Source organism: Aquabacterium olei (genome assembly GCF_003100395.1).
GTDB classification, from domain to species: domain Bacteria; phylum Pseudomonadota; class Gammaproteobacteria; order Burkholderiales; family Burkholderiaceae_C; genus Aquabacterium; species Aquabacterium olei.
Genome location: NZ_CP029210.1, coordinates 2696033 through 2719727 on the forward strand (window position 1 = coordinate 2696033; position 23695 = coordinate 2719727).

At 67.8% G+C, this 23695-nt stretch carries 20 protein-coding genes and 6 tRNA genes; 7 read left to right on the plus strand and 19 right to left on the minus strand.

All coding sequences use genetic code 11. The features are described 5' to 3' along the window. Positions 1-7 precede the first annotated feature (7 nt). Together prfB and DEH84_RS12080 are read right to left on the minus strand one after the other, a co-directional pair. Positions 8-1112 (minus strand): peptide chain release factor 2 gene (gene prfB / locus DEH84_RS12075; protein ID WP_109037073.1). Its coding sequence is split into 2 segments (ribosomal slippage): positions 8-1030 and positions 1032-1112, totalling 1104 coding nucleotides; the frame shifts between segments, so codons are not numbered across the junction. 146 nt (positions 1113-1258) lie between these two features. Next, entirely contained in the window at positions 1259-2188 is a 930-nt protein-coding gene (locus DEH84_RS12080; protein ID WP_109038369.1) for an alpha/beta fold hydrolase, read from the minus strand. A gap of 183 nt (positions 2189-2371) precedes the next feature. On the opposite strand from DEH84_RS12080, the gene DEH84_RS12085 reads away from it, so the two are divergent. The 5 genes from DEH84_RS12085 (at position 2372) to DEH84_RS12105 (ending at position 8028) form a co-directional block, all read left to right on the plus strand. After that, positions 2372-5602 carry a sensor domain-containing protein gene (locus tag DEH84_RS12085; RefSeq protein ID WP_245932780.1) on the plus strand — a complete coding sequence of 1077 codons (3231 nt, stop codon included), beginning with the start codon at positions 2372-2374 and terminating at the stop codon, positions 5600-5602. Positions 5603-5675: 73 nt separating this feature from the next. Continuing rightward, on the plus strand, positions 5676-6515 hold the full coding sequence (locus DEH84_RS12090) for an acyl-CoA thioesterase (protein WP_109037075.1): 840 nt from the start codon (positions 5676-5678) through the stop codon (positions 6513-6515). Then, the gene (locus DEH84_RS12095) at positions 6508-7113 is read left to right on the plus strand and encodes a chromate transporter (RefSeq protein WP_109037076.1); all 606 of its coding nucleotides are present in this window, start codon (positions 6508-6510) and stop codon (positions 7111-7113) included. Before DEH84_RS12090 ends, DEH84_RS12095 begins: the two co-directional genes overlap by 8 nt. 71 nt (positions 7114-7184) lie before the next feature. Continuing rightward, positions 7185-7724 carry a chromate transporter gene (locus DEH84_RS12100; protein ID WP_109038370.1) on the plus strand — a complete coding sequence of 180 codons (540 nt, stop codon included), beginning with the start codon at positions 7185-7187 and terminating at the stop codon, positions 7722-7724. Between the two features lie 16 nt (positions 7725-7740). Further along, positions 7741-8028: a GNAT family N-acetyltransferase gene (locus tag DEH84_RS12105; RefSeq protein WP_109037077.1), complete on the plus strand. Its 288-nt coding sequence runs from the start codon at positions 7741-7743 to the stop codon at positions 8026-8028. A 7-nt stretch (positions 8029-8035) separates the two neighbouring features. Here DEH84_RS12105 and DEH84_RS12110 read toward each other — a convergent pair whose 3' ends face one another. Beyond that, a complete protein-coding gene (locus DEH84_RS12110; protein WP_245932578.1) occupies positions 8036-9376 on the minus strand; it encodes a 3-deoxy-D-manno-octulosonic acid transferase in 1341 nt (446 codons plus the stop codon). Positions 9377-9423: 47 nt separating this feature from the next. Beyond that, complete coding sequence (locus DEH84_RS12115; protein ID WP_109037078.1) at positions 9424-10815, minus strand: phosphomannomutase/phosphoglucomutase; 1392 nt, start codon at positions 10813-10815, stop codon at positions 9424-9426. A 291-nt stretch (positions 10816-11106) separates the two neighbouring features. Between DEH84_RS12115 and DEH84_RS12120 the strand changes: the two genes are divergently transcribed. Together DEH84_RS12120 and DEH84_RS12125 are read left to right on the plus strand one after the other, a co-directional pair. After that, positions 11107-11949 carry a DMT family transporter gene (locus tag DEH84_RS12120; RefSeq protein WP_109037079.1) on the plus strand — a complete coding sequence of 281 codons (843 nt, stop codon included), beginning with the start codon at positions 11107-11109 and terminating at the stop codon, positions 11947-11949. Further along, complete coding sequence (locus DEH84_RS12125; RefSeq protein WP_109037080.1) at positions 11946-12425, plus strand: MaoC family dehydratase; 480 nt, start codon at positions 11946-11948, stop codon at positions 12423-12425. Before DEH84_RS12120 ends, DEH84_RS12125 begins: the two co-directional genes overlap by 4 nt. A gap of 50 nt (positions 12426-12475) precedes the next feature. Here the strand turns inward: DEH84_RS12125 and DEH84_RS12130 are convergent. From DEH84_RS12130 to trpB, 15 genes are all read right to left on the minus strand, one after another. After that, a tRNA-Asp gene (locus tag DEH84_RS12130) sits at positions 12476-12552 on the minus strand. 60 nt (positions 12553-12612) lie between these two features. Beyond that, positions 12613-12688 (minus strand) — tRNA-Glu (locus DEH84_RS12135). Positions 12689-12773: 85 nt separating this feature from the next. Continuing rightward, positions 12774-12849, minus strand: a tRNA-Ala gene (locus DEH84_RS12140). A gap of 92 nt (positions 12850-12941) precedes the next feature. After that, a tRNA-Asp gene (locus tag DEH84_RS12145) sits at positions 12942-13018 on the minus strand. Between the two features lie 52 nt (positions 13019-13070). Further along, positions 13071-13146: transfer RNA gene (locus DEH84_RS12150), tRNA-Glu, on the minus strand. Between the two features lie 75 nt (positions 13147-13221). Continuing rightward, positions 13222-13297: transfer RNA gene (locus DEH84_RS12155), tRNA-Ala, on the minus strand. A gap of 106 nt (positions 13298-13403) precedes the next feature. Next, positions 13404-14822 carry a glutamate--tRNA ligase gene (gltX, locus tag DEH84_RS12160; RefSeq protein ID WP_109037081.1) on the minus strand — a complete coding sequence of 473 codons (1419 nt, stop codon included), beginning with the start codon at positions 14820-14822 and terminating at the stop codon, positions 13404-13406. Next, positions 14819-16102, minus strand: a complete 1284-nt coding sequence (locus DEH84_RS12165) for an O-succinylhomoserine sulfhydrylase (protein ID WP_109037082.1) — start codon at positions 16100-16102, stop codon at positions 14819-14821. Before DEH84_RS12165 ends, gltX begins: the two co-directional genes overlap by 4 nt. Before the next feature lie 87 nt (positions 16103-16189). Further along, positions 16190-17716, minus strand: a complete 1527-nt coding sequence (gene purF, locus DEH84_RS12170) for an amidophosphoribosyltransferase (RefSeq protein ID WP_109037083.1) — start codon at positions 17714-17716, stop codon at positions 16190-16192. A 31-nt stretch (positions 17717-17747) separates the two neighbouring features. After that, positions 17748-18278: a CvpA family protein gene (locus DEH84_RS12175; RefSeq protein ID WP_109037084.1), complete on the minus strand. Its 531-nt coding sequence runs from the start codon at positions 18276-18278 to the stop codon at positions 17748-17750. Positions 18279-18300: 22 nt separating this feature from the next. Next, positions 18301-19218 carry an SPOR domain-containing protein gene (locus DEH84_RS12180; protein WP_109037085.1) on the minus strand — a complete coding sequence of 306 codons (918 nt, stop codon included), beginning with the start codon at positions 19216-19218 and terminating at the stop codon, positions 18301-18303. Positions 19219-19261: 43 nt separating this feature from the next. Further along, positions 19262-20656 (minus strand): bifunctional tetrahydrofolate synthase/dihydrofolate synthase, encoded by a 1395-nt coding sequence (folC, locus tag DEH84_RS12185; protein ID WP_109037086.1) that lies wholly within the window; start codon positions 20654-20656, stop codon positions 19262-19264. A gap of 90 nt (positions 20657-20746) precedes the next feature. Next, positions 20747-21622, minus strand: a complete 876-nt coding sequence (gene accD / locus DEH84_RS12190; RefSeq protein ID WP_109037087.1) for an acetyl-CoA carboxylase, carboxyltransferase subunit beta — start codon at positions 21620-21622, stop codon at positions 20747-20749. Between the two features lie 2 nt (positions 21623-21624). After that, positions 21625-22449 (minus strand): tryptophan synthase subunit alpha, encoded by an 825-nt coding sequence (trpA, locus tag DEH84_RS12195; RefSeq protein ID WP_109037088.1) that lies wholly within the window; start codon positions 22447-22449, stop codon positions 21625-21627. Beyond that, entirely contained in the window at positions 22449-23693 is a 1245-nt protein-coding gene (trpB, locus tag DEH84_RS12200) for a tryptophan synthase subunit beta (protein WP_109037089.1), read from the minus strand. Before trpB ends, trpA begins: the two co-directional genes overlap by 1 nt. Positions 23694-23695: the final 2 nt, after the last annotated feature.

Here is a 23695-nt window from a genome sequence, read left to right on the forward strand (position 1 = left end):
GGCGGGGTCAGACGCCCTGCTTCAGGCTGGCCTCGATGAAGGCGTCCAGGTCGCCGTCCAGCACCTTCTGGGTGGCGGAGATTTCGACGTTGGTGCGCAGGTCCTTGATGCGGCTGTTGTCCAGCACGTACGAACGGATCTGGTGGCCCCAGCCCACGTCGGTCTTGGTGTCTTCCAGCTTCTGCTGCGCTTCCATGCGCTTGCGCATCTCATGGTCGTACAGGCGCGAACGCAGGCGGCGCCAGGCCACGTCACGGTTGCTGTGCTGCGAACGGCTGTCCTGACACTGCACCACGATGCCGGTCGGCATGTGGGTCAGGCGCACGGCCGAGTCGGTCTTGTTGATGTGCTGACCGCCCGCGCCCGAAGCGCGGTAAGTGTCGGTGCGCACGTCGGCCGGGTTGATGTCGATCTCGATCGAATCGTCGATTTCCGGGTAGACGAACACCGACGCGAACGAGGTGTGACGGCCGCCCGACGAGTCGAACGGCGACTTGCGCACCAGGCGGTGCACGCCGGTTTCGGTGCGCAGGTAGCCGAAGGCGTACTCACCCTCGACCTTGATCGTGGCGCTCTTGATGCCGGCGGTGTCGCCGTCGGTGAGGTCTTCGACCGTGGCGGTGAAGCCCTTGCGCTCGCAATAGCGCAGGTACTGGCGCAGCAGCATCGAGGCCCAGTCGCAGGCCTCGGTGCCACCGGCGCCCGCCTGGATGTCGATGAAGCAGTTGCTCGGGTCGGCCGGGTTGCTGAACATCCGGCGGAACTCCAGCCCTTCCACGTCCTTCAGCAGGTTCTGCACGTCGTCGTGGATGGCCTGCAGGCCGTCGTTGTCGCCCTCTTCCTTCGACATCTCGAAGAGTTCGGCGTTGTCGGCCAGGTTGCCCGTCAGGTTGTTGATGACGACGACGACGTCTTCCAGGGACTTCTTTTCCTTGCCGAGGGCCTGCGCCCGCTTGGGATCGTTCCAGACGGACGGATCTTCCAGTTCGGCATTCACTTCAGCGAGGCGGCGGGACTTTTCATCCCAGTCAAAGATACCTCCGAAGCTCAGCGGTGCGCTGAGTCAGGTCGGCGATCTGGGTGCCCAGGGCGTTGATGTGTTCGATGTCCATGGTCTTGCAATCTTCTGTGCGGGGCCAGGCAGGGGGCCGGCCCGGGGGCATGAGGGGCCGCGGGCAGACAGCGTCGGATTCGACGCCCGGCATGCGGTCGGACTTTTCATTTTCTCACGGTACGGAGGGATTGCGACGCGCGCCCCTCAGCCCAGAAAGTCGGCCAGCCAGGCGGCCAGTTGCTCGGGCTGGTCGTGGTGCAGCATGTGGCCGGCATCCGGCAACACCCGGTGCGTGGCGTTCTGCAGCACGGCCACGCGCTGCAGGAAGTCGTCGCGGGTGTGGCGCCCGTTGAAGAACTGGTAGACGGCGGTGTCTGCCCCCTCCACGACCAGCGTGGGCGCCGTGATCGCCCGCCATGTGGCGAGCACTTCCTCCAGGCGGTAGAGGTGCGGCCCGGGCCGCTTGTGCGCCGGGTCGGCATTGATGTGCCAGCGCCCACCCGCCTCGTGCGCCCAGTGCCCGGCCAGCCACTGCGCCCGCTCGGGCGTCAGGCGGGGGTTGTTCTGTCGCAGGCGGGCCGCCACGGCCGCCACGCTGTCGTAGTCCTTCAGGGCGACCGGCGCCTTCAGGCCGTCCAGCCAGGCCGCCAGCCGGCGCGGTGCTTCTTCGGGTGCCGCCACCGGCAGGCCCACGCCTTCCAGGTTGACCAGACGGCGGATGCGGCCCGGCCGCGCGCCGGCATACAGCATCACGACGTTGCCGCCCATGCTGTGGCCGATCAGGTTGACCGCGCGCCCCGGCGAGACCCGGTCCAGCACGGCATCCAGGTCGGCCAGGTAGTCGACATAAGCGTAGTCCCCGTCGGGCGCCGGTCCGCTGGCCAGATAGCTTCCCCCGAAACCGCGCCAGTCCAGCGCCAGCAAGGGTCGGGCGCCCCAACCCGGCTGTGCGCGCAACGCATCGACCAGAAACTGGTACGAGGCCGCCACGTCCATCCAGCCATGCACCATCACGGTCAGGGGCACCGCGTCGGTGGCCTCGGCGGGATCGCCCCAATGCAGGATCTGCAGTTGCTGCCCACGAACGGCAAGCCGCTCGGCTCGGAAGGGATGTCGGGAAACGTGCTCGGCCATGAAGGTGCAAAAACTGAAATCAGGCAGGCCCAGGTGTGGCATCTGCCACGCGTGGACTTCGTCACGATGAGGGAGTTGACGCCCATCAGGCGGGTCATCCTCACCGATGGGCATGGTTTTAACCTAAGCTGTCTCGTTTTGTGCCCGCCGCCGACGTCTTCCCTTACCGAGCGCCCCGTGAGCATGGCCCCGCCTTCCCCTTTGTCGCCCACCGCCGCCCACCGGCCGGACACGCCCCGGGCTCCCGCCCTGGTGCGCTTCGGCCCGCTCGCGCTGGCGGTTTCCGCGCTGGCCGCCATCAGCATGGGTCTGATCGCCTGGTCGCACGAAAGCTGGGGGCGACTGCAGGAGCGCACCCACCGCGTTGACACGCTGCTGTCGACCGTGCAGTACCAGGCACGCTCCAGCGTGCTGGAGGCCGAGCAGCGCGTGCTGGGTCTGCCCACCCTGCACAACGAGGATCCGCGCGAGGCCATTGCCATCGCGCTGCGTCAGGCCCGGGCGCTGCACGAAGACTCTCCGGCCGAACTGCGGCCTGCCATGGCCGCCCTGGTGGCCGAACTCGAGATCACGCGCAACGCCGTTCACGACCGCACCCGCGTGCCGCCCACGGTGGACGCGGCCGCGCTGCGCCAGACCCTGGACCGGGTCGACACCGCCGTGCGGCAGGCCACCACCCGCTGGGACGACACGCTGCGCACCCAGACGGCGGCCCAGCAGCAGTTCGACCACCTCAACATCGCGCTGGTGGGCCTGGTCACGCTGTTGCTGATCAGCCTGATGCGCCGCGCAGACCGCCAGCGCGCGGCCACGGCCGACAAGCTCCATGCCCGGGACGCCCAGTTGCGCGCGTTTGCGGAAGTGCTGCCCGACCTCGCCTTCCGCATGGACGCCGATGGCACCTTCCTCGACGTCTACGGCAGCAACCTGCCTCTGCTGGGGCGGCCGCCCGAAACCATTCTGGGCAAGCCGCTGTCCATCCTCTTCCCCACCGACATGCGCGGGCGCTTCATGGACGTCATCGCGCAAGCCTTGAGCAGCCGCCGCACGCAATCACTCAATTTCTCGGTGCGCCTTCACGAAGAGGCCCGGCATTTCGACAGCCGTTGCGCCCCCGTGGCCGACACGGAAGAAGTCGTCTGGATGATCTGGGACATCACCGCCCACCGCCAGACCGAAAAACGCCTGCGCCACAAGACCCGGCTGTACGACTTCCTCAGCCATGTGAACCAGTCCGTGGTGCGCTCGTCCGACGAACGCTCGCTGCTGGCCCGCGTGTGCCGGGTCGCCATCGAGCACGGGCAATTCAAGAAGGCCTGGGTGGTGATGCACGAGGGCGAGGGCACGCTGGACCTGCGCTGCGAAGCGGTCGCCGGCGAGGATGGGCCCGATCGCCCGCTGCTCGACTTCATCCTGCCCGCCGACCCGGCCGCCGACACCCCGCTGGACGCCGCCCTGCGCAACGGCCGGACGTACTGCAGCAGCGACCTGGGCCGACTGAGCCGCCGCCCTGCCTGGGCCGATGCGGCGATCGCATCGGGGATGCCGGGCTGCGTCACCGTGCCGCTGCGGCGCGACGAGGTGCTGATCGGCCACCTCGTGCTGCTGGGGCGCCGCGTGAACGACCAGGCCGAAGACCTGCTCACCCTGTTCGACGACCTCGCCAAGGACCTGTCCTTCGCCCTGACCAACCTGCACCGCGAGGCGCTGCGCCACCATGCCGAGGAGCGCATCCGCCTGCACGCCGCGGCGCTGGAGAGCACCCAGGACGGGATGATGGTGCTGTCGCAGGACCGTGTGGTGGTGTCGGTCAACCCCGCCTTCACGGCGCTGACCGGCTGGACCGAGGCCGAGGTGATCGGCCGCATGCCGGATTTCCTGCTGCCGGACGACCCCACCGTCACGCTCGACGACATCCGCGAGGGCCTGATCCAGGAAGGCAGCTGGCAGGGCGAGATGTGGTTCCAGCGCCAGAACGGCGAACTGTTCATGACCAAGCTGTCGGTCAGTGCGGTGCGCAACAAGGCCGGGCGTCCCACGCACTTTGTCGGCGTCTTCACCGACATCACGCAACTGAAGCAGACCGAGGAGCGCCTGGCCCGCATGGCGCACTTCGACACGCTGACCGAGCTGCCCAACCGCGGCATGATCCACCAGCGGCTGGCCCACGCCCTGAGCCTGGCCCAGCGCCACCACACGCTGGTGGGCGTCGTCTTCATCGACCTCGACAACTTCAAGACCGTGAACGACGGCCTCGGCCACGCCGCGGGCGACAGCCTGCTGCGCCAGGTCGCCAGCCGCCTGCGGGCCCGCGTGCGCCAGGAAGACACCCTGGGCCGACTGGGCGGCGACGAGTTCATCCTGGTGCTCGAACACCTGCGGCACCCGCAGCAGGCGGCCCACGTGGCCTCGGCCATCCTCGACACGCTGCAACAGCCCTTCACGCTCGACGGCGGCGAGCAGGTCTACGTGCGCGCCTCGATCGGCATCAGCCTCTTCCCCGACGACGGCCAGGACGCAGCCGAACTCATCCGCAATGCCGATGCGGCGATGTACGAGTCGAAGCGTCGCGGGCGCAACAGCTTCAGCTTCTACACCGAGTCCTTCACCAGCGACGCCACTTCGCGCCTGCTGCTCGAGACCCGCCTGCGCCGCGCCATGGAACAAGGCGACTTCCTGCTGCACTACCAGCCGCAGATGCGCCTGAGCGACCGCCGCGTCACGGCGGTCGAAGCCCTGGTGCGGCTGCGCCCGCCATCCGGCAGTGGCGAGTTCATGGCACCGGTCAGCCCGCACCAGTTCATTCCCGTGATGGAAGACACCGGCATGATCGTCGCGCTCAGCGAATGGGTACTGGCCGAAGCCTGCCGCCAGGGTCGCGCCTGGCTGGATGCAGGGCTGGACTTCGGGCGCATGTCGGTCAACCTGTCGCCGTCCGAGATCCGCCGCGGCGGTGTGGTGGAACGCGTGTCGCGCATCCTCAATGAAACCGGCCTGCCGCCTGACCGGCTGGAACTCGAGATCACGGAGAGCGGGCTGATGGAAACCGGCGGCAGTGCCGAGCAGTTCCTGCACATGCTGCACAGCCTGGGCGTGACGCTCACCATCGACGACTTTGGCACCGGTTACTCGTCGCTGGCCTACCTCAAGCGCTTCCCGGTGCACCAGCTGAAGATCGACCGCAGCTTCGTGCAGGACCTGCCGGGCAACGACAACGACGGGCAACTGGTCGCCACCATGATCGCCATGGCGCGTGGCCTGAAGCTGGCCGTGGTGGCCGAGGGCGTCGAGATGCCGGATCAGGAAGCCTACTTGGCCAGCCGTGGCTGCGATCTGGTTCAGGGCTACCTGTACAGCCGTCCCCTGCCCGCGCCGGCGCTGGCCGCCTGGCTCCAGGAACGCCAGCACGCTTGAGTCTCCCCGGAAAAGCACGATCGTTCGATTCCACCCATAATGGGGCGATCCAAGCTGTCCTCGCCCCTCCGCCATGTCCGACACCGCCCCCACCCTGCCCCTTCAGACCCTTCCTGAACTGCTGGCCACCCGCACGCCGGGAGAGGTGCGCGTGCGCTTCCATGTCGGTGCTGACTGGGGCCAGGGCCGCACCACCTTCGGGGGCCTGCTCTCGCTGCTGGCCGTGCAGGCCATGCGCGATGTGTGTGGCACCGACTGGCCCCTGCGCGCCCTGCAGACCAGCTTTGTCGGGCCGGTGGTGCCGGGTCCGGTCGACATCGAAGTGCACCTGCTGAGGCAGGGCAAGAACGTGCGTCAGGTTCAGGCCCGGCTGCTGCAGGCCGATGGCAGCGGCGCAGAACAGGTGGCGGGCGTGCTGCTCGGCGTGTTCGGCACCGGCCGCGACAGCACCCTGCCCGCGCTGAACCCCGCGCGGCCCGACGTCGACAAGGACCCGGATGCCGCCTTGAAGCTGCCCTTCATTCCGGGCCTGACGCCCAACTTCACGCAGCACCTCGAGTTCCGCGTCGCAGAAGGCGGTCTGCCCTTCACCGGCGCCGAGAACTGGCACAGCCGCACCCACGTGCGGGTGAAGCAGCCCGGTGACGTCGATGCCGAGCTCCAGGCCGTGCTGATGGCCGACGCCGGCCCCACGCCCGCGCTGCAGCGCCTGAACGGCTTTGCCCCCGCATCGTCGGTGTCGTGGGCGCTCGAACTGCGGCCGGTGGCCCTGAGCGAGCCGGCCGGTTTCTGGCGCATGGACAAGGACGCCCTTGTCACCGGCGAGGGCTACGTGAACGAGCGCACCACGCTGTGGACCCCATGCGGACAGCTCGCCGCGCTGGGCTATCAGGTCGTCGCCGTGTATGCCTGAAGAAGCGGCGCGCCGGCCCGCCTCACTGGGCGAGCTGTTCCTGGCCTTCACGCTGCTGGCCCTGCAAGGCTTCGGAGGCGTCATCGCGGTGGCGCAGCGCGAGCTGTGTGAACGCCGCGGCTGGCTCACCGCCGACGAGTTCGTGCAGCTGCTGGCCAGTGCCCAGGTGCTGCCCGGCCCGAACGTCTGCAACCTGTCGCTGATGGTGGGCGACCGCTTCTTCGGCTGGCGCGGGGCCCTGGCCGCGCTGGGTGGCATGGTGTGCGCGCCGCTGGTCCTGATGCTGGCCCTGGCCTGGGTGCTGGGCGAGGCGGCAGCCACCGGCCCCGCGCAGGGCGTGGTGCGCGGCGCACTGCATGGCATCGCGGCGGTGGCCGCCGGCCAGATCGTCGGCACCGTGCTCCGGCTGGCCGTGTCCCTGAAAGGCCATGTGCTGGGGGCCACCACCGGGGCCGTGCTGGCCCTCACGGCTTTTCTGATGATGACCGTGCTGCGCCTGCCACTGCTGTGGGTGCTGCTGGGCCTCGGGGGCTGTGCCTGGGCGGTCACCTATGTGCTGCTGCGACGGCGCGCGCGCCCCGCGCAGGCCCGCACATGAGCGCCACGCTGACCGCCGCCCAGGCGGTTGCGGCTTCTGCCCCCACCGCAGCAGCCAGTCACCCCGTGGCCATGCATCCACTGATGTGGGCGCCCGACACCTGGCTGACCCTCTTCGGGCACTTTCTCGCGCTCTCGCTGATGTCCATCGGCGGAGCGATCACCCTGGTGCCCGACATGCACGGGCGGCTGGTCACCGATGGCGGCCTGATGAGCGACACCGACTTCACGGCCGCCATCGCGCTGGCCCAGGCAGCGCCGGGGCCCAATGTGCTCTTCGTGGCCCTGATGGGCTGGTACGGCGCCGGGCTGGGCGGTGCGGTCATCAGCCTGCTGGGGATCATGATCCCGTCGACCACGCTGGCCCTTGCCGCCTCGCGATGGGTGGCCAGGCGCCGGCAATGGCTGGGCGTGCAGGCCTTTCAGGCGGCGATGGTGCCCGTCACGGTGGGCCTGCTGCTTGCCACGGGCTGGTTGCTGGCCCCTGCTCCCGATGCGCCCCGCGCCCTGGCCCTCAGCGTGGGCGTGGCGCTGGCCGTCTGGCGCACCCGCGTGCCGCTGATCTGGCTGGTGGCGCTGGGCGCCGTGCTGGGTGGCCTGGGCTGGGTCTGAAACACAAGGAGCAAGCATGAGCGACACCAAACCCCTTGACATCGTCCACCGCCCCGAGATCGGCCGCTTCGAGGCGACCGTCGACGGCTTGCGCTGTGAAGCCGACTACGTGCTGCAGAACGGCATCGTCCGCATGACCCACACCGGGGTGCCGCGGGCACTGGAAGGCCGCGGCATTGCGGCGGCGCTGGTCTCGCACGCGCTGGGCTGGGCACGCGCAGAAGGCCACAAAGTGCAGCCGCTGTGCAGCTATGTGGTCGCCTACATGCGGCGCCACCCCGAGTGGCAGGATCTGCAGGCCTGACGCCGCGTCAGCCGCGGGCCACCTGCCAGATCGCCTCGGCCATCTGACGGGCCGCACCGCGGTGCGCAGCGGCAAACGCCAGCGCCCGCGCACTCGCCTCGCCCCGTGCCGCCGGCGCGGTCAACGCCACGGCCTGCGCCACGCCAGCCGGCCAGTCGGCCACGCGCCAGGCGGCGCCGGCGGCCTCGCTCAACTCGGCCGCCTGCGCGAAATTGAAGGTGGACGGGCCCATCACCACCGGGCAGCCACAGGCGGCCGCCTCGATCAGATTCTGCCCGCCCAGCGGCGCAAAGCTGCCACCCAGCAGCGCCACGTCGGCCGCGGCGTAATACGCAGGCATCTCGCCCATCGAATCACCCAGCCACACATCTGCGGTCTGTGCCGCGGCGTCCGGGCCGGATGCCGGCCAGGCACTGCGGCGCGACAGCGTGAAGCCAGCCGCCGACACCGCCTGCGCCACCTCGTCAAAGCGCTGTGGATGGCGCGGCACGACGAACAGCCGGGGCCGCAAACTGGCGCCATCGGCCGGCCACGCTGCCATGGCCGAACGCCACGCCGCCAGCAAACCGCCCTCCTCACCTTCGCGCGTGCTGGCCGCCAACACCACGGGGCGCGGGTCGACCGCCCGCCACGCCTCGCCACGCGCAAGCAGCGTCGGGTCGGGTGCCAGGTCGAACTTGACGTTGCCAGACACCCGCACGGTGGGCGCGCCCATGGCACGCAGCCGGGTAGCGTCGTCCTCGGTCTGCGCGAGGCACAGGCGCAGCGCCTGCGCAGCAGGCCGCAACAGCGCCGCGAACCGCCGCCCCTGTCGAAGGCTTTTCGCGCTCAAGCGGGCATTGGCCAGCACCATGGGCACCCCGGCCCGGGTCGCCTCGTGCTGCACGTTGGGCCACACTTCGGTTTCCATCAGCACGCCCACGGCCGGACGGTGCAGCGCCAGAAAGCGGCGCACGGCACCCGGGGTGTCGTAGGGCAGCCAGGTCTGCAGATCACCCGGCTGAAGCAGCGCACGGCCGGCCTCACGGCCCGTGGCGGTGGTGTGGGTCAGCAGCAATCGCATGCCGGGCCGTGCGGTGCGCAGCGCCTGCACCAGCGGCGTGGCCGCCCTTGCCTCGCCCAGCGACACGGCATGCAGCCACAGCAGGGGGCGGGCTCCGGTGGGCTCTGCCACCTGCGCACGGTAGGCCGCGTCGTACAAGCCAAGCCGGCGCGGCCAGTCGGCGCGGTAGTCGGGCTCTTCCCGGCCGCGCGCCCACACCCGCCACAGGTAGGCGGGCGTGCCAAGACGCAGCAGCAGGGTGTAGGCCTGGCGGGCCAGCCAGGCGCTCAGGATTCGGTCGGACAAGGGCAACGCTTTCGGGACAGCAAACCCGAAATCGTAGCCCAGGCCGCTCAGTGCGCCGCGGCGCCGACGTGCGCGTCGGGCTTGACCGCCAGGATGGCGTCCATGAAGACCTTGCGGATGCGCTCAAGCGCCTCGGGCGTCTGACCTTCAAAACGCAGCACCAGCACCGGGGTGGTGTTGGAAGCCCGCACCAGACCGAAGCCGTCCTCGTAATCGGCGCGCAGGCCGTCGATCATCGTCACCTCGCGGGCACCTTCGAACTTCGCCGTTTCACGCAGCTTCTCGACCACCGCGTGGTGCTCGCCCTCGGCGCACGGCACATTCAGCTCGGGCGTGCTGTGGCTGGTGGGCAGCGCGTTCAGCACGGCGCTCGGGTCGGCTTCCTTGCTCAGGATCTCGAGCAGACGGCCGGCGGTGTAGGTGGCATCGTCAAAACCGTACCAGCGCTCGGCAAAGAAGATGTGGCCGGACATCTCGCCGGCGAACGGTGCCCCGGTTTCCTTCAGCTTGGCCTTCACCAGCGAGTGGCCGGTCTTGTACATCACCGGCTCGCCGCCCGCCGCGCGGATGGCGATGGCCAGCTGCTGGCTGCACTTCACGTCGTAGATGATCTTGCCGCCCGGCACGCGCGACAGCACGTCGCGGGCGAACAGCATGATCTGGCGATCCGGGAAGATGTTGTTGCCTTCCCGGGTGATGACGCCCAGGCGGTCGCCGTCACCGTCGAAGGCCAGGCCCAGGTCGGCGCCCTGTGCCTTCACCGCGGCAATCAGATCCTGCAGGTTCTCGGGCTTGGAGGGGTCCGGGTGGTGGTTGGGGAAGTCGCCATCAACCTCGGAGTACAGCTCCGTCACGTCGCAGCCCAGCGCGCGCAGGATGCCGGGGGCCGAAGCGCCCGGAATGCCGTTGCCCGAGTCAACCACGATCTTCAGCGGGCGGCTCAGCTTGCAGTCGCCCACGATGCGCTGGGTGTACTCCGGCAGGATGTCCAGCGCCGTGAGGCTGCCCTGCCCCTCGGCGTACTCTTCACGCTCGATGCGCAGACGCAGGTTCTGGATGTCGTCGCCATAGATGGCGCGGCCGGCCAGCACCATCTTGAAGCCGTTGTAATCCTTCGGGTTGTGGCTGCCGGTGACCTGGATGCCACTGTGGCAACCCTCGGCTTCGCGCGTGGCGGCCACGTAGTACAGCATCGGCGTGGTCACGGCCCCCAGGTCGATCACGTGGATGCCGGTGGCGCGCAGGCCCTTGATCAGCGCCGCACTCAGCGACGGGCCCGACAGGCGGCCGTCGCGGCCCACGGCCACCGCCTTCTCGCCCAGCTTCAGGGCCTCGGTGCCGAAGGCACGGCCCAGGTGCTCGGCCACCGCCTCGCTCAAGGTCTGCCCGACGACGCCCCGAATGTCATAGGCCTTGAAGATGGAAGCCGCAACTTGCATGGTGGTCCTTTGCTGAGATGAATGATGGTGAACTGAACTGGGCCCATTTTAGGGACTGCCCTGTGACCACCCGGTGAGGCACCGTCGCCAGGGGACTGGGTTCCCCGCGAATCGAGGTATCCGAATCTGTCCGGACGACCTAGCCAGCAAACGCCGTGCGCGCGGCTGCTTCACGCTAGGATCCCACCGCATGCACCTTCGTGACCATCTCGCCCTTCTTCTGCTCGCCGCGCTGTGGGGCGCCTCGTTCCTCTTCCTGCGACAGGGCCCTCGCCCGTCGTCGGCCCCATCATGGTGGCCGCCGTGCGCACCTTGGGCGGGGCGCTGGTGCTGCTGCCGCTGCTGATGTGGCGGGGTGGCTTCCATGACTTTGGCAAGGCCCGCGCGCACCGCACAACCTTGTTCGGCGTGGCGCTGCTGTCCACCCTGATCCCCTTCCTGTGCCTCAGTCAGGCTGCGCGTTCGCTGCCCGCGGGCCTGATGTCCATCCTGAATGCCACCACCCCTCTGTGGGGCGCCCTCGTGGGCTGGGTGTGGACGCGTGAGCCGCTGGGCAGACGGCGCCTGATCGGCCTGGCCACCGGCTTCGCTGGCGTGATGCTGCTGTCTGCCGAGCGCTTGCACAGCGGAGAGGCCTCGCTGCTTGCGGTGGCACTCGTGATGCTGGCGACGCTGTGCTATGCCCTGTCGGTGTACATGGTGCAGCGGCGTCTGCACGGGGTGCCCTCACTCACCGTGACGACCTCGACGCTCGCCATGGCGGGCGTGACCCTGTGCGGGCCTGCCTGGTGGGCGGGGCTGCCCGGCGCCCCAGCGGCCACATGGTCGTTGCTCAGCCCCACGGTGTGGGTGGCCCTGCTGGGCCTCGCCGTGCTGTGCACTGGCTTCGCTTACGACCTGTTCAACCGGCTCATCGTGCGCATCGGCGCCAGCCGCGCGATCTCCGTCACCTTCCTCATCCCCATCTTCGGCATGCTGTGGGGCGCCCTGTTTCTGGGTGAGTCCATCAGTGTCAGCATGGTCCTCGGCACGGTGGTGATCCTGGCCGGCACCTTTCTTTCCAATCAGGGCGCGCCCCCTGCGGGCTCCCCTTTGTCCCCCCGCCCCCTCCGCTTCGACAAGGAGACACCATGAGCAAGCCCGTGCCCCGGTGGCACTGGGAGGACTTCACCGAAGGCCTCACCATGACGTTCGGCCCGAAAGAGGTCACCCGCGACGAGGTGATCGCGTTTGCGCGCGATTTCGACCCGCAGCCTTTCCACCTCGACGAAGAGGCCGGCAAGGCCTCGCTGTTCGGTGGGCTGGCGGCCAGCGGTTGGCACACGGCCGGCATCGTGATGCGGCTGATGTGCGATGGCTTTCTGCTGGATTCGTCGAGCCTGGGATCGCCGGGCCTGGACTCGCTCAAGTGGCTGAAGCCGGTGATGGTGGGTGACCATCTGCGCGCCCGCATGACCGTGCTGGCGTCGCGCCCGATGAAGAGCCGTGCCCATGTGGGCCTGGTGCAGACGCGATGGGAAGCGTTGAACCAGCATGACGACGTGGTGATGCTGATTGAAAGCTGGGCGATGTTCGGTCGTCGGACGCCGGCCGAAGAGACGACAGGCTGAGGCCCAATACAAAAAGCCCTGATGCACAGGCATCAGGGCTTCGCAAAGCTTGGCGGAGTGGACGGGACTCGAACCCGCGACCCCCGGCGTGACAGGCCGGTATTCTAACCAACTGAACTACCACTCCGCGTGGCTGACGACTTCAGTCTCGCATGCAAGCATGCTTGATCCAAGCGCCGTCAAAACTTGGCGTCCCCTAGGGGATTCGAACCCCTGTAGTCACCGTGAAAGGGTGGTGTCCTAGGCCTCTAGACGAAGGGGACTCCGTCGCAACGAATTGTAATCGACACAAACCGCCTCACTACCGGCCCTGACGCCACCGACCAACAGGACACCCTGTCGGCATTTTGGTGGAGGTAAGCGGGATCGAACCGCTGACCTCTTGCATGCCATGCAAGCGCTCTCCCAGCTGAGCTATACCCCCGTTCGTGTTGCCACGTTCAGGGCGCCAGACTGGCACCGAGACTGTTTCCATCAACCGCGCTGCTGTGTCACCAGCAACGCCATTCAAATAACTGGCGGAGTGGACGGGACTCGAACCCGCGACCCCCGGCGTGACAGGCCGGTATTCTAACCAACTGAACTACCACTCCGCGTGGTTGTCGGCTGCGCTGACATTACTGCCAGCCAAGTGCCGTCAAAACTTGGCGTCCCCTAGGGGATTCGAACCCCTGTAGTCACCGTGAAAGGGTGGTGTCCTAGGCCTCTAGACGAAGGGGACTGAATTCCTTCATGCAACCTGATCGACGCTCTACCCGACACACTCTGCAACCAGACACCAACCAGACTGCTCTGGTGGTGGAGGTAAGCGGGATCGAACCGCTGACCTCTTGCATGCCATGCAAGCGCTCTCCCAGCTGAGCTATACCCCCTCTGGATCTGCATCCTTCAGGTTGCCCGGCTGCTTTGTCGTTTCGAACAAAGCGTCGTTCAAGCGAGAATGAGAGTATATGTCGATTTTTCTGTCGTTGGCAACTGTCAGATGTTTTTCTGCAACCGTTGCACGACAACGTCACGTTCGAACAACACCAGCGCGGCATCCACCGACGGCGTCTGCGAGCGGCCACATACCAGCAGGCGCACAGGAATCGCCAGCTGCGGCATCTTCAGACCGAACTCGCCCAGCGTGTCCTTGATGGCCTGGCTGATGGCCGGTGCCTCCCACGCCACACCCTTCAGGCGTTCTGCCAGCGCGGCCACGGCCGGCTTGACGGCGTCGGTCAGCTTGGCAGCCAGCTCATCGGCCGGCGGGGTCACGTCGGTCACGTACATGCTCAGCCAGTCGGCCAGTTCCATGGTCGTCGCACACCGGTCCTTGAACAGCGCGCAATGCGGGGCCAGCGCGGCGTCGTCGGCCACGGCATGGCCCTTGGCGCGCAGGTGCTTGGCCACCAGGGCCGAGAGCCGCTGGTCGTCTGCGTGCTTGACGTAGTGGGCGTTGACCCACGCCAGCTTGGCCGCATCCCACTGGGCCGGGCTCTTGTTGAGGTGCGAGCCATCGAACCACGACACCATCTGCTCGATCGTGAACAGCTCTTCGTCGCCATGGCTCCAACCCAGGCGGGCCAGGTAGTTCAACATCGCCTCGGGCAGGTAGCCCATTTCTTCGTAGTTCGACACGGCCACGGCGCCGCGGCGCTTGGACAGTTTGGTGCCATCGTCACCCAGGATGACCGGCAGGTGGCCGAACTGCGGCAGCGCCGCGCCCAGCGCACGGTAGATGTTGATCTGCCAGGGCGTGTTGTTGATGTGCTCGTCGCCACGGAAGACGTGGGTGATCTGCATGTCCCAGTCGTCGACCACCACGGCGAAGTTGTAGGTGGGCACGCCATCGGGGCGCTGGATGATCAGGTCGTCGATCTCACGGTTGTTGATCGTGATCGGGCCCTTGACGAGGTCGTCCCAGGTCACATCGCCGTCCAGCGGGTTGGCGAAGCGCACCACGGGCTTCACGCCCTCCGGGATCGGAGGCAGAACCTTGCCCGGAGCGGGGCGCCAGCGGCCGTCGTAGCCGGTCTTCTCGCCGCGGGCCTTCTGGGCCTCCCGCATGGCGTCCAGCTCTTCCGGCGTGGCGTAGCAGCGGTAGGCCGTGCCGTTGGCCAGCATCTGGTCGATGACCTGCTGGTAGCGGTCCAGGCGCTGCATCTGGTAGATCGGGCCTTCGTCGTAGTCCAGGCCCAGCCAGTGCATGGACTGCAGGATCTGCTCGACCGATTCCTGCGTGGAGCGGGCCACGTCGGTGTCTTCGATGCGCAGCACGAACTGGCCACCGTGGTGGCGGGCATAGGCCCAGGAATACAGCGCGGTGCGGGCGGTGCCGAGGTGCAGGTAGCCGGTCGGCGAAGGGGCGATCCGGGTGCGGACCACGCCGGTGGGTTGGGGAACAGCGTTACTCATGAGTTGAGGGTATCCAGGCCACGGGCCAGGTCGGCCGTGATGTCATCGATGTGTTCGAGGCCGACGGCCACGCGGACCATGCCCTGCGTGATGCCGGCGGCCAGGCGCTGGGCTTCGGTCAGCCGCCCGTGCGAGGTGCTCGACGGGTGGGTGATCAGCGTCTTGGTGTCGCCCAGGTTGGAGGTGATCGAGCACAGACGGGTGTGGTCGATCACGTGGAAAGCGGCCTGACGCAGGCGCATGGCGGCCTCGTCCAGCGTGGCGGGGCTAGGCACGGTGACGTCGCCGGTCGCCGGTTTCGTCGTGAAGGACACGACGGCACCGCCGCAACCGTTCTGCTGCCGCATGGCGAGTTCGTGCTGCGGGTGGCTGGGCAGGCCGGGGTAGAAGACCTGGTCGACCTTCGGGTGCCGCTCGAGCCACTGTGCGAGCTTTAGCGCATTGGCGCTTTGCGCCGCCATGCGGATGGCCAGGGTTTCGAGGCCCTTGAGCACCACCCAGGCATTGAAGGGCGAGAGCGCCATGCCGGCGCCCCGCAGGGTGCTCATCAGTGGGCCGTTGATGATGGCGTCAGGCCCGCACACGGCACCGGCCAGCACCCGGCCCTGCCCGTCCAGGTATTTGGTGCCCGAGTGGATGATGAGGTCGGCACCCAGGTCCACCGGCTTCTGCAACGCGGGGGTGCAGAAGCAGTTGTCCACCGCCAGCAGGGCACCGTGTGCATGCGCGATCTCGGCCAGGGCGGCAATGTCGCACACCTCGGTCAGCGGGTTGCTCGGTGTTTCGGCAAACAGCAGCTTCGTGTTGGGCCGCATGGCGTCGCGCCACTGCTGCACGTCGGTTTGCGAGACGAAGGTGGTCTCGACCCCGAACTTGCCGAACTGCGTGGCCAGCAGGGTGATGGTCGAGCCGAACACGCTGTGGGAGCACACCACGTGGTCACCCGCCTTGAGCAGGCCCATGACCATGAGCAGGATGGCACTCATGCCACTGGCCGTGGCAATGCACGCCTCGGTGCCTTCGAGCGCGGCCAGGCGGCGCTCGAACATCATCGTGGTCGGGTTGGTGAAGCGCGAGTACACGAACGCTTCCTCTTCGTTGGCGAAGCGGGCGGCGGCCGTGGCTGCATCCGGGTGGTTGAAGCTGCTGGTCAGAAACAGCGCTTCGGAGTTCTCGCCCCATTGCGTGGGCGGCAGGCCCTCGCGCACGGCGAGCGTCTCGATGCGGGCATCGGTCGGCAGGTCGCGGCGCGGCAGTCTTTTCTTGTCGTTGTCGGCCATCAGCGGCCCCTTTCCATGGGCGGCCGCAGCCAGTGGCCGGCCGACCCGGTTGCGAATCCGGCCTGGCCCTCAGGGCCAGGTTGGCGCTCACTCCGGCTGGTTCTGCAGGGCCAGACGCGAGTTGACCGCCTCTTCCTCGTCCTTCTGCGTCAGGCGCTGTGATTCGATGGCCGCGAAGTCGGCGGCGCTGACATCACCCGTGATGTAGCAACCGTCGAAGCACGAGGCCTCGAAGCCCTTGATCTCGGGGTTCAGCTTACCCACCACCTTCTTCATCGCATCGACATCCTGATAGATCAGGGCGTCGCAGCCGATGATCTTGCGGATGTCATCGTGGGAGCGGCCGTGGGCCACCAGCTCGGTCTTGGTCGGCATGTCGATGCCGTACACGTTGGGGAAGCGCACCGGCGGCGCAGCCGAGGCGAGGTAGACCTTCTTGGCGCCGGCCTCGCGGGCCATCTGCACGATCTCCTTCGAGGTCGTGCCGCGCACGATGGAGTCGTCCACCAGCAGCACGTTGCGGCCCTTGAACTCCATGCTGATGGCGTTGAGCTTCTGGCGAACCGACTTCTTGCGCACGCCCTGCCCCGGCATGATGAAGGTCCGGCCCACATAGCGGTTCTTCACGAACCCTTCGCGGTAGGGCTTGCCCAGCTTCTGAGCCAGCTGCATGGCCGACGGCCGGCTGGATTCGGGGATGGGGATGACGACGTCGATCTCGGACGGCGGCATCGTAGAGATCACGCGCTGGGCCAGGGTCTCGCCCATGTTGAGGCGCGCCTGGTAGACCGAAACACCATCGATGACGGAGTCGGGGCGGGCCAGGTACACATACTCGAACATGCACGGGTTGAGCACGCTCTTTTCGGCGCACTGACGGGCGTGCACCACGCCATCCAGGTCAACGAAGAGGGCCTCGCCCGGCGCCACGTCGCGCACCAGGCGGTGGCTCGTGCCTTCCAGCGCCACAGATTCGCTGGCGACCATCACTTCACGGCCCTCGGGCAGATCGGCCTCGCCATAGCACATCGGGCGGATGCCATACGGGTCACGGAAGGCGACCATGCCGTGGCCAGCGATCAGGCAGATCACCGCATAAGAGCCCTTGATGCGCTTGTGCACGGCACGCACAGCCTGGAAGACGGCGTCCGGCGTCAGCGGCAGTTCGCGACCGGCGAGCTCCAGTTCATGCGCGAACACGTTGAGCAGCACTTCGGTGTCACTGTCCGTGTTCAGGTGACGGCGGTCGATGTCGAACAGTTCCTCGCGGAGTTCGTGGGCATTGGTGAGGTTGCCGTTGTGCACGAGCACGAGACCGAACGGTGCGTTCACGTAAAACGGCTGGGCTTCTTCCTCGTTGAACGCATTGCCTGCGGTCGGGTAGCGCACCTGCCCCAGACCGACGGTGCCCGGCAGCGCGCGCATGTTGCGCGTGCGGAAGACGTCCTTGACCATGCCGCGCGCCTTGTGCATGTAGAACTTGCGACCATGCGCATCCGGTCCTGCCGTCACGATGCCGGCCGCATCCTGACCACGGTGCTGCAGCAGCAACAGCGCGTCATAGATCAACTGGTTGACGGGCGCCTTGGAAATCACACCAACGATGCCGCACATGGTTCACCTCTTCCAATTCAACAAAATCGAGTCACGATTGCTCGGGCAGGAATTTGACCACCTGCTCGGGCAGAACGGGGCGCAGCCCGTCCAATAACACTGCCAGCCACGCGACACCGCGTGACGATTGCCACGGACCCCATTGGGCCAGCGGCGTCATGTTCACCAGCGTGGCGACCAGCAAGGCCATCAGCACGCCCCGCGTCAGGCCGAATCCAGCACCCAGCACCCGGTCCGGCCCGTTCAGCGGGGATTCGCGGGTCAGCTGGGTCACGCCCCAACTCAGCAGCGCCCACACCAGCCAGGCCAGCACGAAGGCCACCAGCATCCCGGAGATCAGATTGAGTCGGCCACCCGCCTCACCCACCGGCAGATGCGGGGCCAGGGCCGGGCCGAACCACTGCGCCGAGACATAGGCCGCGCCCCACCCCAGCAGGGACATGACCTCGTGCACCAGGCCGCGCCACGCCCCCACGATGACGGACAGCGCGAGGCCGATGAGCAGGGCCAGGTCGATGAACGACCATGCGTTGCCGGCGTCCACGGGGTTCACTGCATCCATGGGGTCAGGGCGATGGGGGTGCTCACAACGTCAGGATGTTGCCGCCCAGCCCGGCCTTGCGCAGGCTTGCCATGGCCTTCTCGGCCTCGGCCTTGTCGGCGTAAGGCCCGATGCGGACACGGATGCGTTTGCCATCCGGGGTCTCGACCACCTGGGTGTAGGTCTTGATGCCGAGGCGCTCGACCTTCTGCCGCACCTCCTGTGCCTTGGCCGCCTCGCCAAAGGCGCCCACCTGGACGATGTAGCGTCCTCCGTCGGTCTTGTCAGCGGGCTTGCTGGCCGCTGCCCGGGCCTCGGCCTGACGGCGTTCGGCGGCCTTCTGTTCGGCAGCCTTGAGTTCTGCCGCCTTCTGATCCGCTGCCTTCTGCTCGGCCAGCCGACGGACCCGAGCGGCCTCGGCAGCCTTCTCTTTCTCGGCTGCCAGACGCTTGGCCGCGGCCTGATCGGCCGCTTTCTCAGCAGCCGACTTCTGTTCTGCGGCCTTCTGCTCCGGCTGCTTGCGCTCGGCTTCCTTCGCGCCAGCCGTGTCACGCGCGGTCTCCGCAGGCGACTCGACCACCTCGCGCTCGGTCACCTCCTGTTCGACAGCTGCCGGCGCGGGCTCCACCACCTCCGCCGAAGGCGGCGTCACGATGCCTGCCACACCGACCTTGCCCGCCACGGCGCGGCCGGAAACGGGCGCGGGGTCACCCGAGGCACGGGGCGCTCCGGCCTGGACCACTTCGACTTCGCTGGACATCGGCCGCGGCTGGGTCTCGAACAGCCACGGGAAGCCGATGACACCCGCCCCCACCAGCACGGCCATGCCGATCAGGCGACGACGCGCCCGCGTGCGCGTGGCCTCGATGTCGGCCTGGGAAGGCGGCAGGGACTCGGCCGCCGGGGCCTGGACCGCAGGGCCGCGACGCAGAAGGCGCTGGAAAAACGATGACAGCGACATGCTCGGCTTGGAAAATGGAAGAAGCGGGGGGGTGGCAGCCTGATCAGGCGCCGTCGCCGCCCGCCTTCAGATGGGGCGCGTTCAGCTTGGGCAAGCCCTCGTGCAACACGCCGCCCACGGTATAGAACGACCCGAAAACCACGATTCTATCCGCCGGGTCCGCCGCAGCGAGGGCTGCCTTGAGCGCGCTCATCGGATCCGGGTGGGTGTTGACCGTGGCTTTCGGAGCGGTGGCCAGCGGGCGGGCCGCGACTTCATCGGTGATCACCTGGGCCAACTGCGCCGCCGTCGCGGCCCGCGGTGTGGGCAGGTCGCACACATGCCAGGCGTCCACCAAAGGGCGCAGCTTCGCCACCATCCCCGCGGCGTCCTTGTCGGCCATCGCGCCCCACACGGCATGCGTGCGCGGGAAGAAGCCCATCTGGTCGAGGTTGACGGCCAGCGTGGCCACGGCATGCGGGTTGTGTGCCACGTCCAGAATCAGCGTGGGTTGACCCGGGATGATCTGGAAGCGGCCGGGCAACTCGACCGTGGCCAGGCCCGTGCGCACCGCTTGCGCGGACACCGGCAGACGAGGCCGCATGGCTTCGAGCGCAGCCAGCACACCGGACGCATTCAGCAACTGGTTGGCGCCGCGCAGCGCCGGGTAGGCCATGCCGTTGAAGCGCTTGCTGCGCCCCCCCCAGGACCACTGCTGGCGGTCGCCCGCGTAGTTGTGGTCGCGGCCGAAGAGCCACAGGTCGGCGCCGATCTCGGCTGCATGGTCCACCACACTCTGCGGCGCCTGCGGGTCGGACACCACGGCCGGACGCCCCGCCCGCATGATGCCAGCCTTCTCGCGGCCGATGGCTTCGCGGTCGGGGCCCAGCCACTCCATGTGGTCGAGGTCGATGCTGGTGATGATGGCGCAGTCGGTGTCGATGATGTTCACCGCATCCAGCCGGCCACCCAGGCCCACTTCGAGGATCACCGCATCGAGCCCGGCCGAGGCCAGCAGGCGCATGATGGCCAGCGTGGTGAACTCGAAGTAGGTCAGCGGGGTGTCGCCGCGGGCGGCCTCGATGGCCGCGAAGTGCGGCACGAGCTGTTCGGCCGTGACGAGTTCGCCCTGGATGCGGCAGCGCTCCTCGAAGCGCACCAGGTGCGGCGAGCCGTACACGCCCACGCGGAAGCCCGACGACATCAGGATGCCCTCGAGCATCGCACAGGTCGAACCCTTGCCGTTGGTGCCCGCCACCGTGAACACCACGGGCGCCTCACGACCTGCGTCCTCCTGGCCCAGCGGCGTGCCGAGCACGACACCGGTGCGCGCCCACACCGCGCCCACGCGCTCCAGCCCCATGTCGATGCCGACCGGGTGCAGGCGTTCGCAGTACGCGAGCCAGTCGTCCAGGGTGTGCAGATCGGCCGGATTCGGGAGCGTGTCGGTGGCAGTCATGTCGACAGGGTCAGAAAGAAAAGCAAACGGGCTGCACCGTGGCGCAGCCCGATCAGCGAAGGCGCATCGGCCTCCGAGGCAGCGGGAAACTCAGCCCGCGACGGCGTCGGCCGGCTGGCGCGTCAGCATGGCCAGTTGGCGGGCGATGGCCATACGCAGTTCGCGGCGGTCGAGGATCATGTCGACGGCGCCCTTCTGCAGCAGGAACTCGGCACGCTGGAAGCCTTCCGGCAGCACTTCGCGCACGGTGTTCTCGATCACGCGGGGGCCGGCAAAGCCGATCAGGGCCTTGGGCTCGGCGATCACGACGTCGCCCATGAAGGCGAACGAGGCCGACACGCCGCCCATGGTCGGGTCGGTCAGCACGCTGATGTAGGGCAGCTTCGCCTTGGCCAGGCGGGTCAGCGCAGCGTTGGTCTTGGCCATCTGCATCAGGCTCAGCAGGCCTTCCTGCATGCGGGCGCCACCCGTGGCGGTGAACGAGATGAAAGGCGTCTTCTGCTCGACGGCGGTTTCCACGCCGCGCGCGAAACGCTCACCCACCACCGAGCCCATCGAGCCGCCCATGAAGTCGAACTCGAAGCAGGCCGTCACGACCGGGATGCTGTGGACCGAGCCGCCCATCACGATCAGGGCATCCGTCTCGCCGGTCGATTCCATCGCCTGCTTGATGCGGTCGGGGTACTTCTTGCTGTCGCGGAATTTCAGCGCGTCGACGGGCAGCACTTCCTGGCCGATCTCGTAGCGGCCTTCGGCGTCGAGGAAGGCGTCCAGGCGGGCCCGCGCACCGATGCGGTGGTGGTGACCGCACTTCGGGCAGACGTTGACGTTGGCCTCGAGGTCGTTCTTGTAGAGCACCGTCTCGCACGACGGGCACTTGACCCACAGGCCCTCGGGCACCGAACGACGCTCGGACGGGTCGGTCGGCTGGATCTTCGGGGGCAGCAGTTTCTCAAGCCAGCTCATGCTCAGGCTCCTTTCAGGGTATCGAGGGCAGCGCGGATCTCGGCAATGAAGCCGCGCGCAGCAGAAACAACGGTGTCAGGCGATTGCGTCTCGAGCAGTTGCACGATGCGCGAGCCGATCACGACGGCATCGGAGACGGCGGCCACGGCCTTGGCGGTCTCGGCATCGCGGATGCCGAAGCCCACACCGACCGGCACGTTCACGTGCGCCTTGATGCGCGGCACCATGGCGGCCACGGCGGCCGTGTCCAGGTGGCCGGCGCCCGTCACGCCCTTGAGCGAGACGTAGTAGACGTAACCCGCAGCCACGCGGCCGACATCGGCCATGCGCTGCTCGCTGGACGTGGGCGCCAGCAGGAAGATGGGGGCCAGGCCGTCGGCCTTCAGGCGCGCGGCGAACTCCTCGCACTCTTCCGGCGGGTAGTCGACCACCAGCACGCCGTCGACGCCCGCGGCCTTCGCGTCGCGCACGAAGCTGCCGGCGCCATGACGGAGGTCGTGGTTTTCGATCGGGTTGGCGTAGCCCATCAGCACCACCGGCGTGGTGGCGTTGCGCTCACGGAAGGCCTTCACGTCGGCCAGCACATGGGCCAGCGAGATGCCCTTGACCAGCGCGCGCTCGGCGGCCTTCTGGATCACGGGGCCGTCGGCCATCGGGTCGGAGAACGGCACGCCCAGTTCGATCACGTCGGCGCCGGCTTCGGCCATCGCGAGCATCAGCTCGACGGTCTTCTCGGGGTACGGGTCACCGCAGGTGATGTAGGGAATCAGTGCCTTGCGGCCCTGTTCCTTCAGCGTGGCAAAGGTCTGGTCGAGGCGGGTCGTCATCACACGCCCCCCTTCACCGACAGGCCACGGCACGACGGGCGGCAGTAGAACTCGGCGCCGGTCAGGTCGGCCACCGTCCCGATGTCCTTGTCACCGCGGCCGGACAGGTTGACCAGCACATGCTGATCGGGCTTCATGGTCGCGGCCAGCTTCATGCCATAGGCCACGGCATGGCTGGACTCCAGCGCGGGGATGATGCCTTCGGTGCGGCACAGGCGGTGGAAGGCTTCGAGCGCTTCCTTGTCGGTGATGCCGACGTACTCGGCGCGGCCGATGTCTTTCAGGTAGGCGTGCTCGGGGCCCACACCGGGGTAATCGAGGCCCGCCGAGACCGAGTGCGTTTCGGTGATCTGACCGTTCTCGTCCTGCAGCAGGTAGGTGCGGTTGCCGTGCAGCACACCCGGCACGCCCTTTTGCAGCGACATCGAGTGCTTGCCGCTCTCGTAGCCTTCGCCCGCCGCTTCCACGCCGATCAGGCGCACGCCTTCATGCGGGATGTAGGGGTAGAAGATGCCCATGGCGTTCGAGCCACCGCCCACGCAGGCCACGACGGCGTCCGGCTGGCGGCCGATCTGCTCGGGCATCTGCTTGAGGCATTCCTCGCCGATGACGCTCTGGAAGTCACGCACCATGGCCGGGTACGGGTGCGGGCCCGCGACCGTGCCGATGATGTAGAAGGTGTTCTCGACGTTGGTCACCCAGTCGCGCATGGCTTCGTTCAGCGCGTCCTTCAGGGTGCGGCTGCCCGACTCGACGGGCACCACCTTGGCACCCAGCAGGTGCATGCGGTAGACGTTGGGCGACTGGCGCTTGACGTCTTCGGCGCCCATGTACACCACGCACTCGAGGCCGTAGCGGGCGCAGATGGTGGCCGTGGCCACGCCGTGCTGCCCTGCCCCGGTTTCGGCGATCACGCGGGGCTTGCCCATGCGCTTGGCCAGCAGCGCCTGGCCAATGGTGTTGTTGACCTTGTGCGCGCCGGTGTGGTTGAGGTCTTCGCGCTTGAAGTGAATCTGCGCGCCGCCCACTTCGCGGCTCAGGCGGTCCGCGTGGTAGATGGGGCTCGGGCGGCCCACGAAGTGCGCCAACTCCTTGCGGAACTCGGCGTTGAACTCGGGGTCATGGCGGTAGTGCTCGTAGACGTTCTTGAGCTCTTCGAGCGCGTAGATCAGGGTCTCGGAGACAAAGGTGCCGCCGTAAGGACCGAAGTGCCCGCGGGCATCGGGCTGGTTGTAGTTCAGCATGT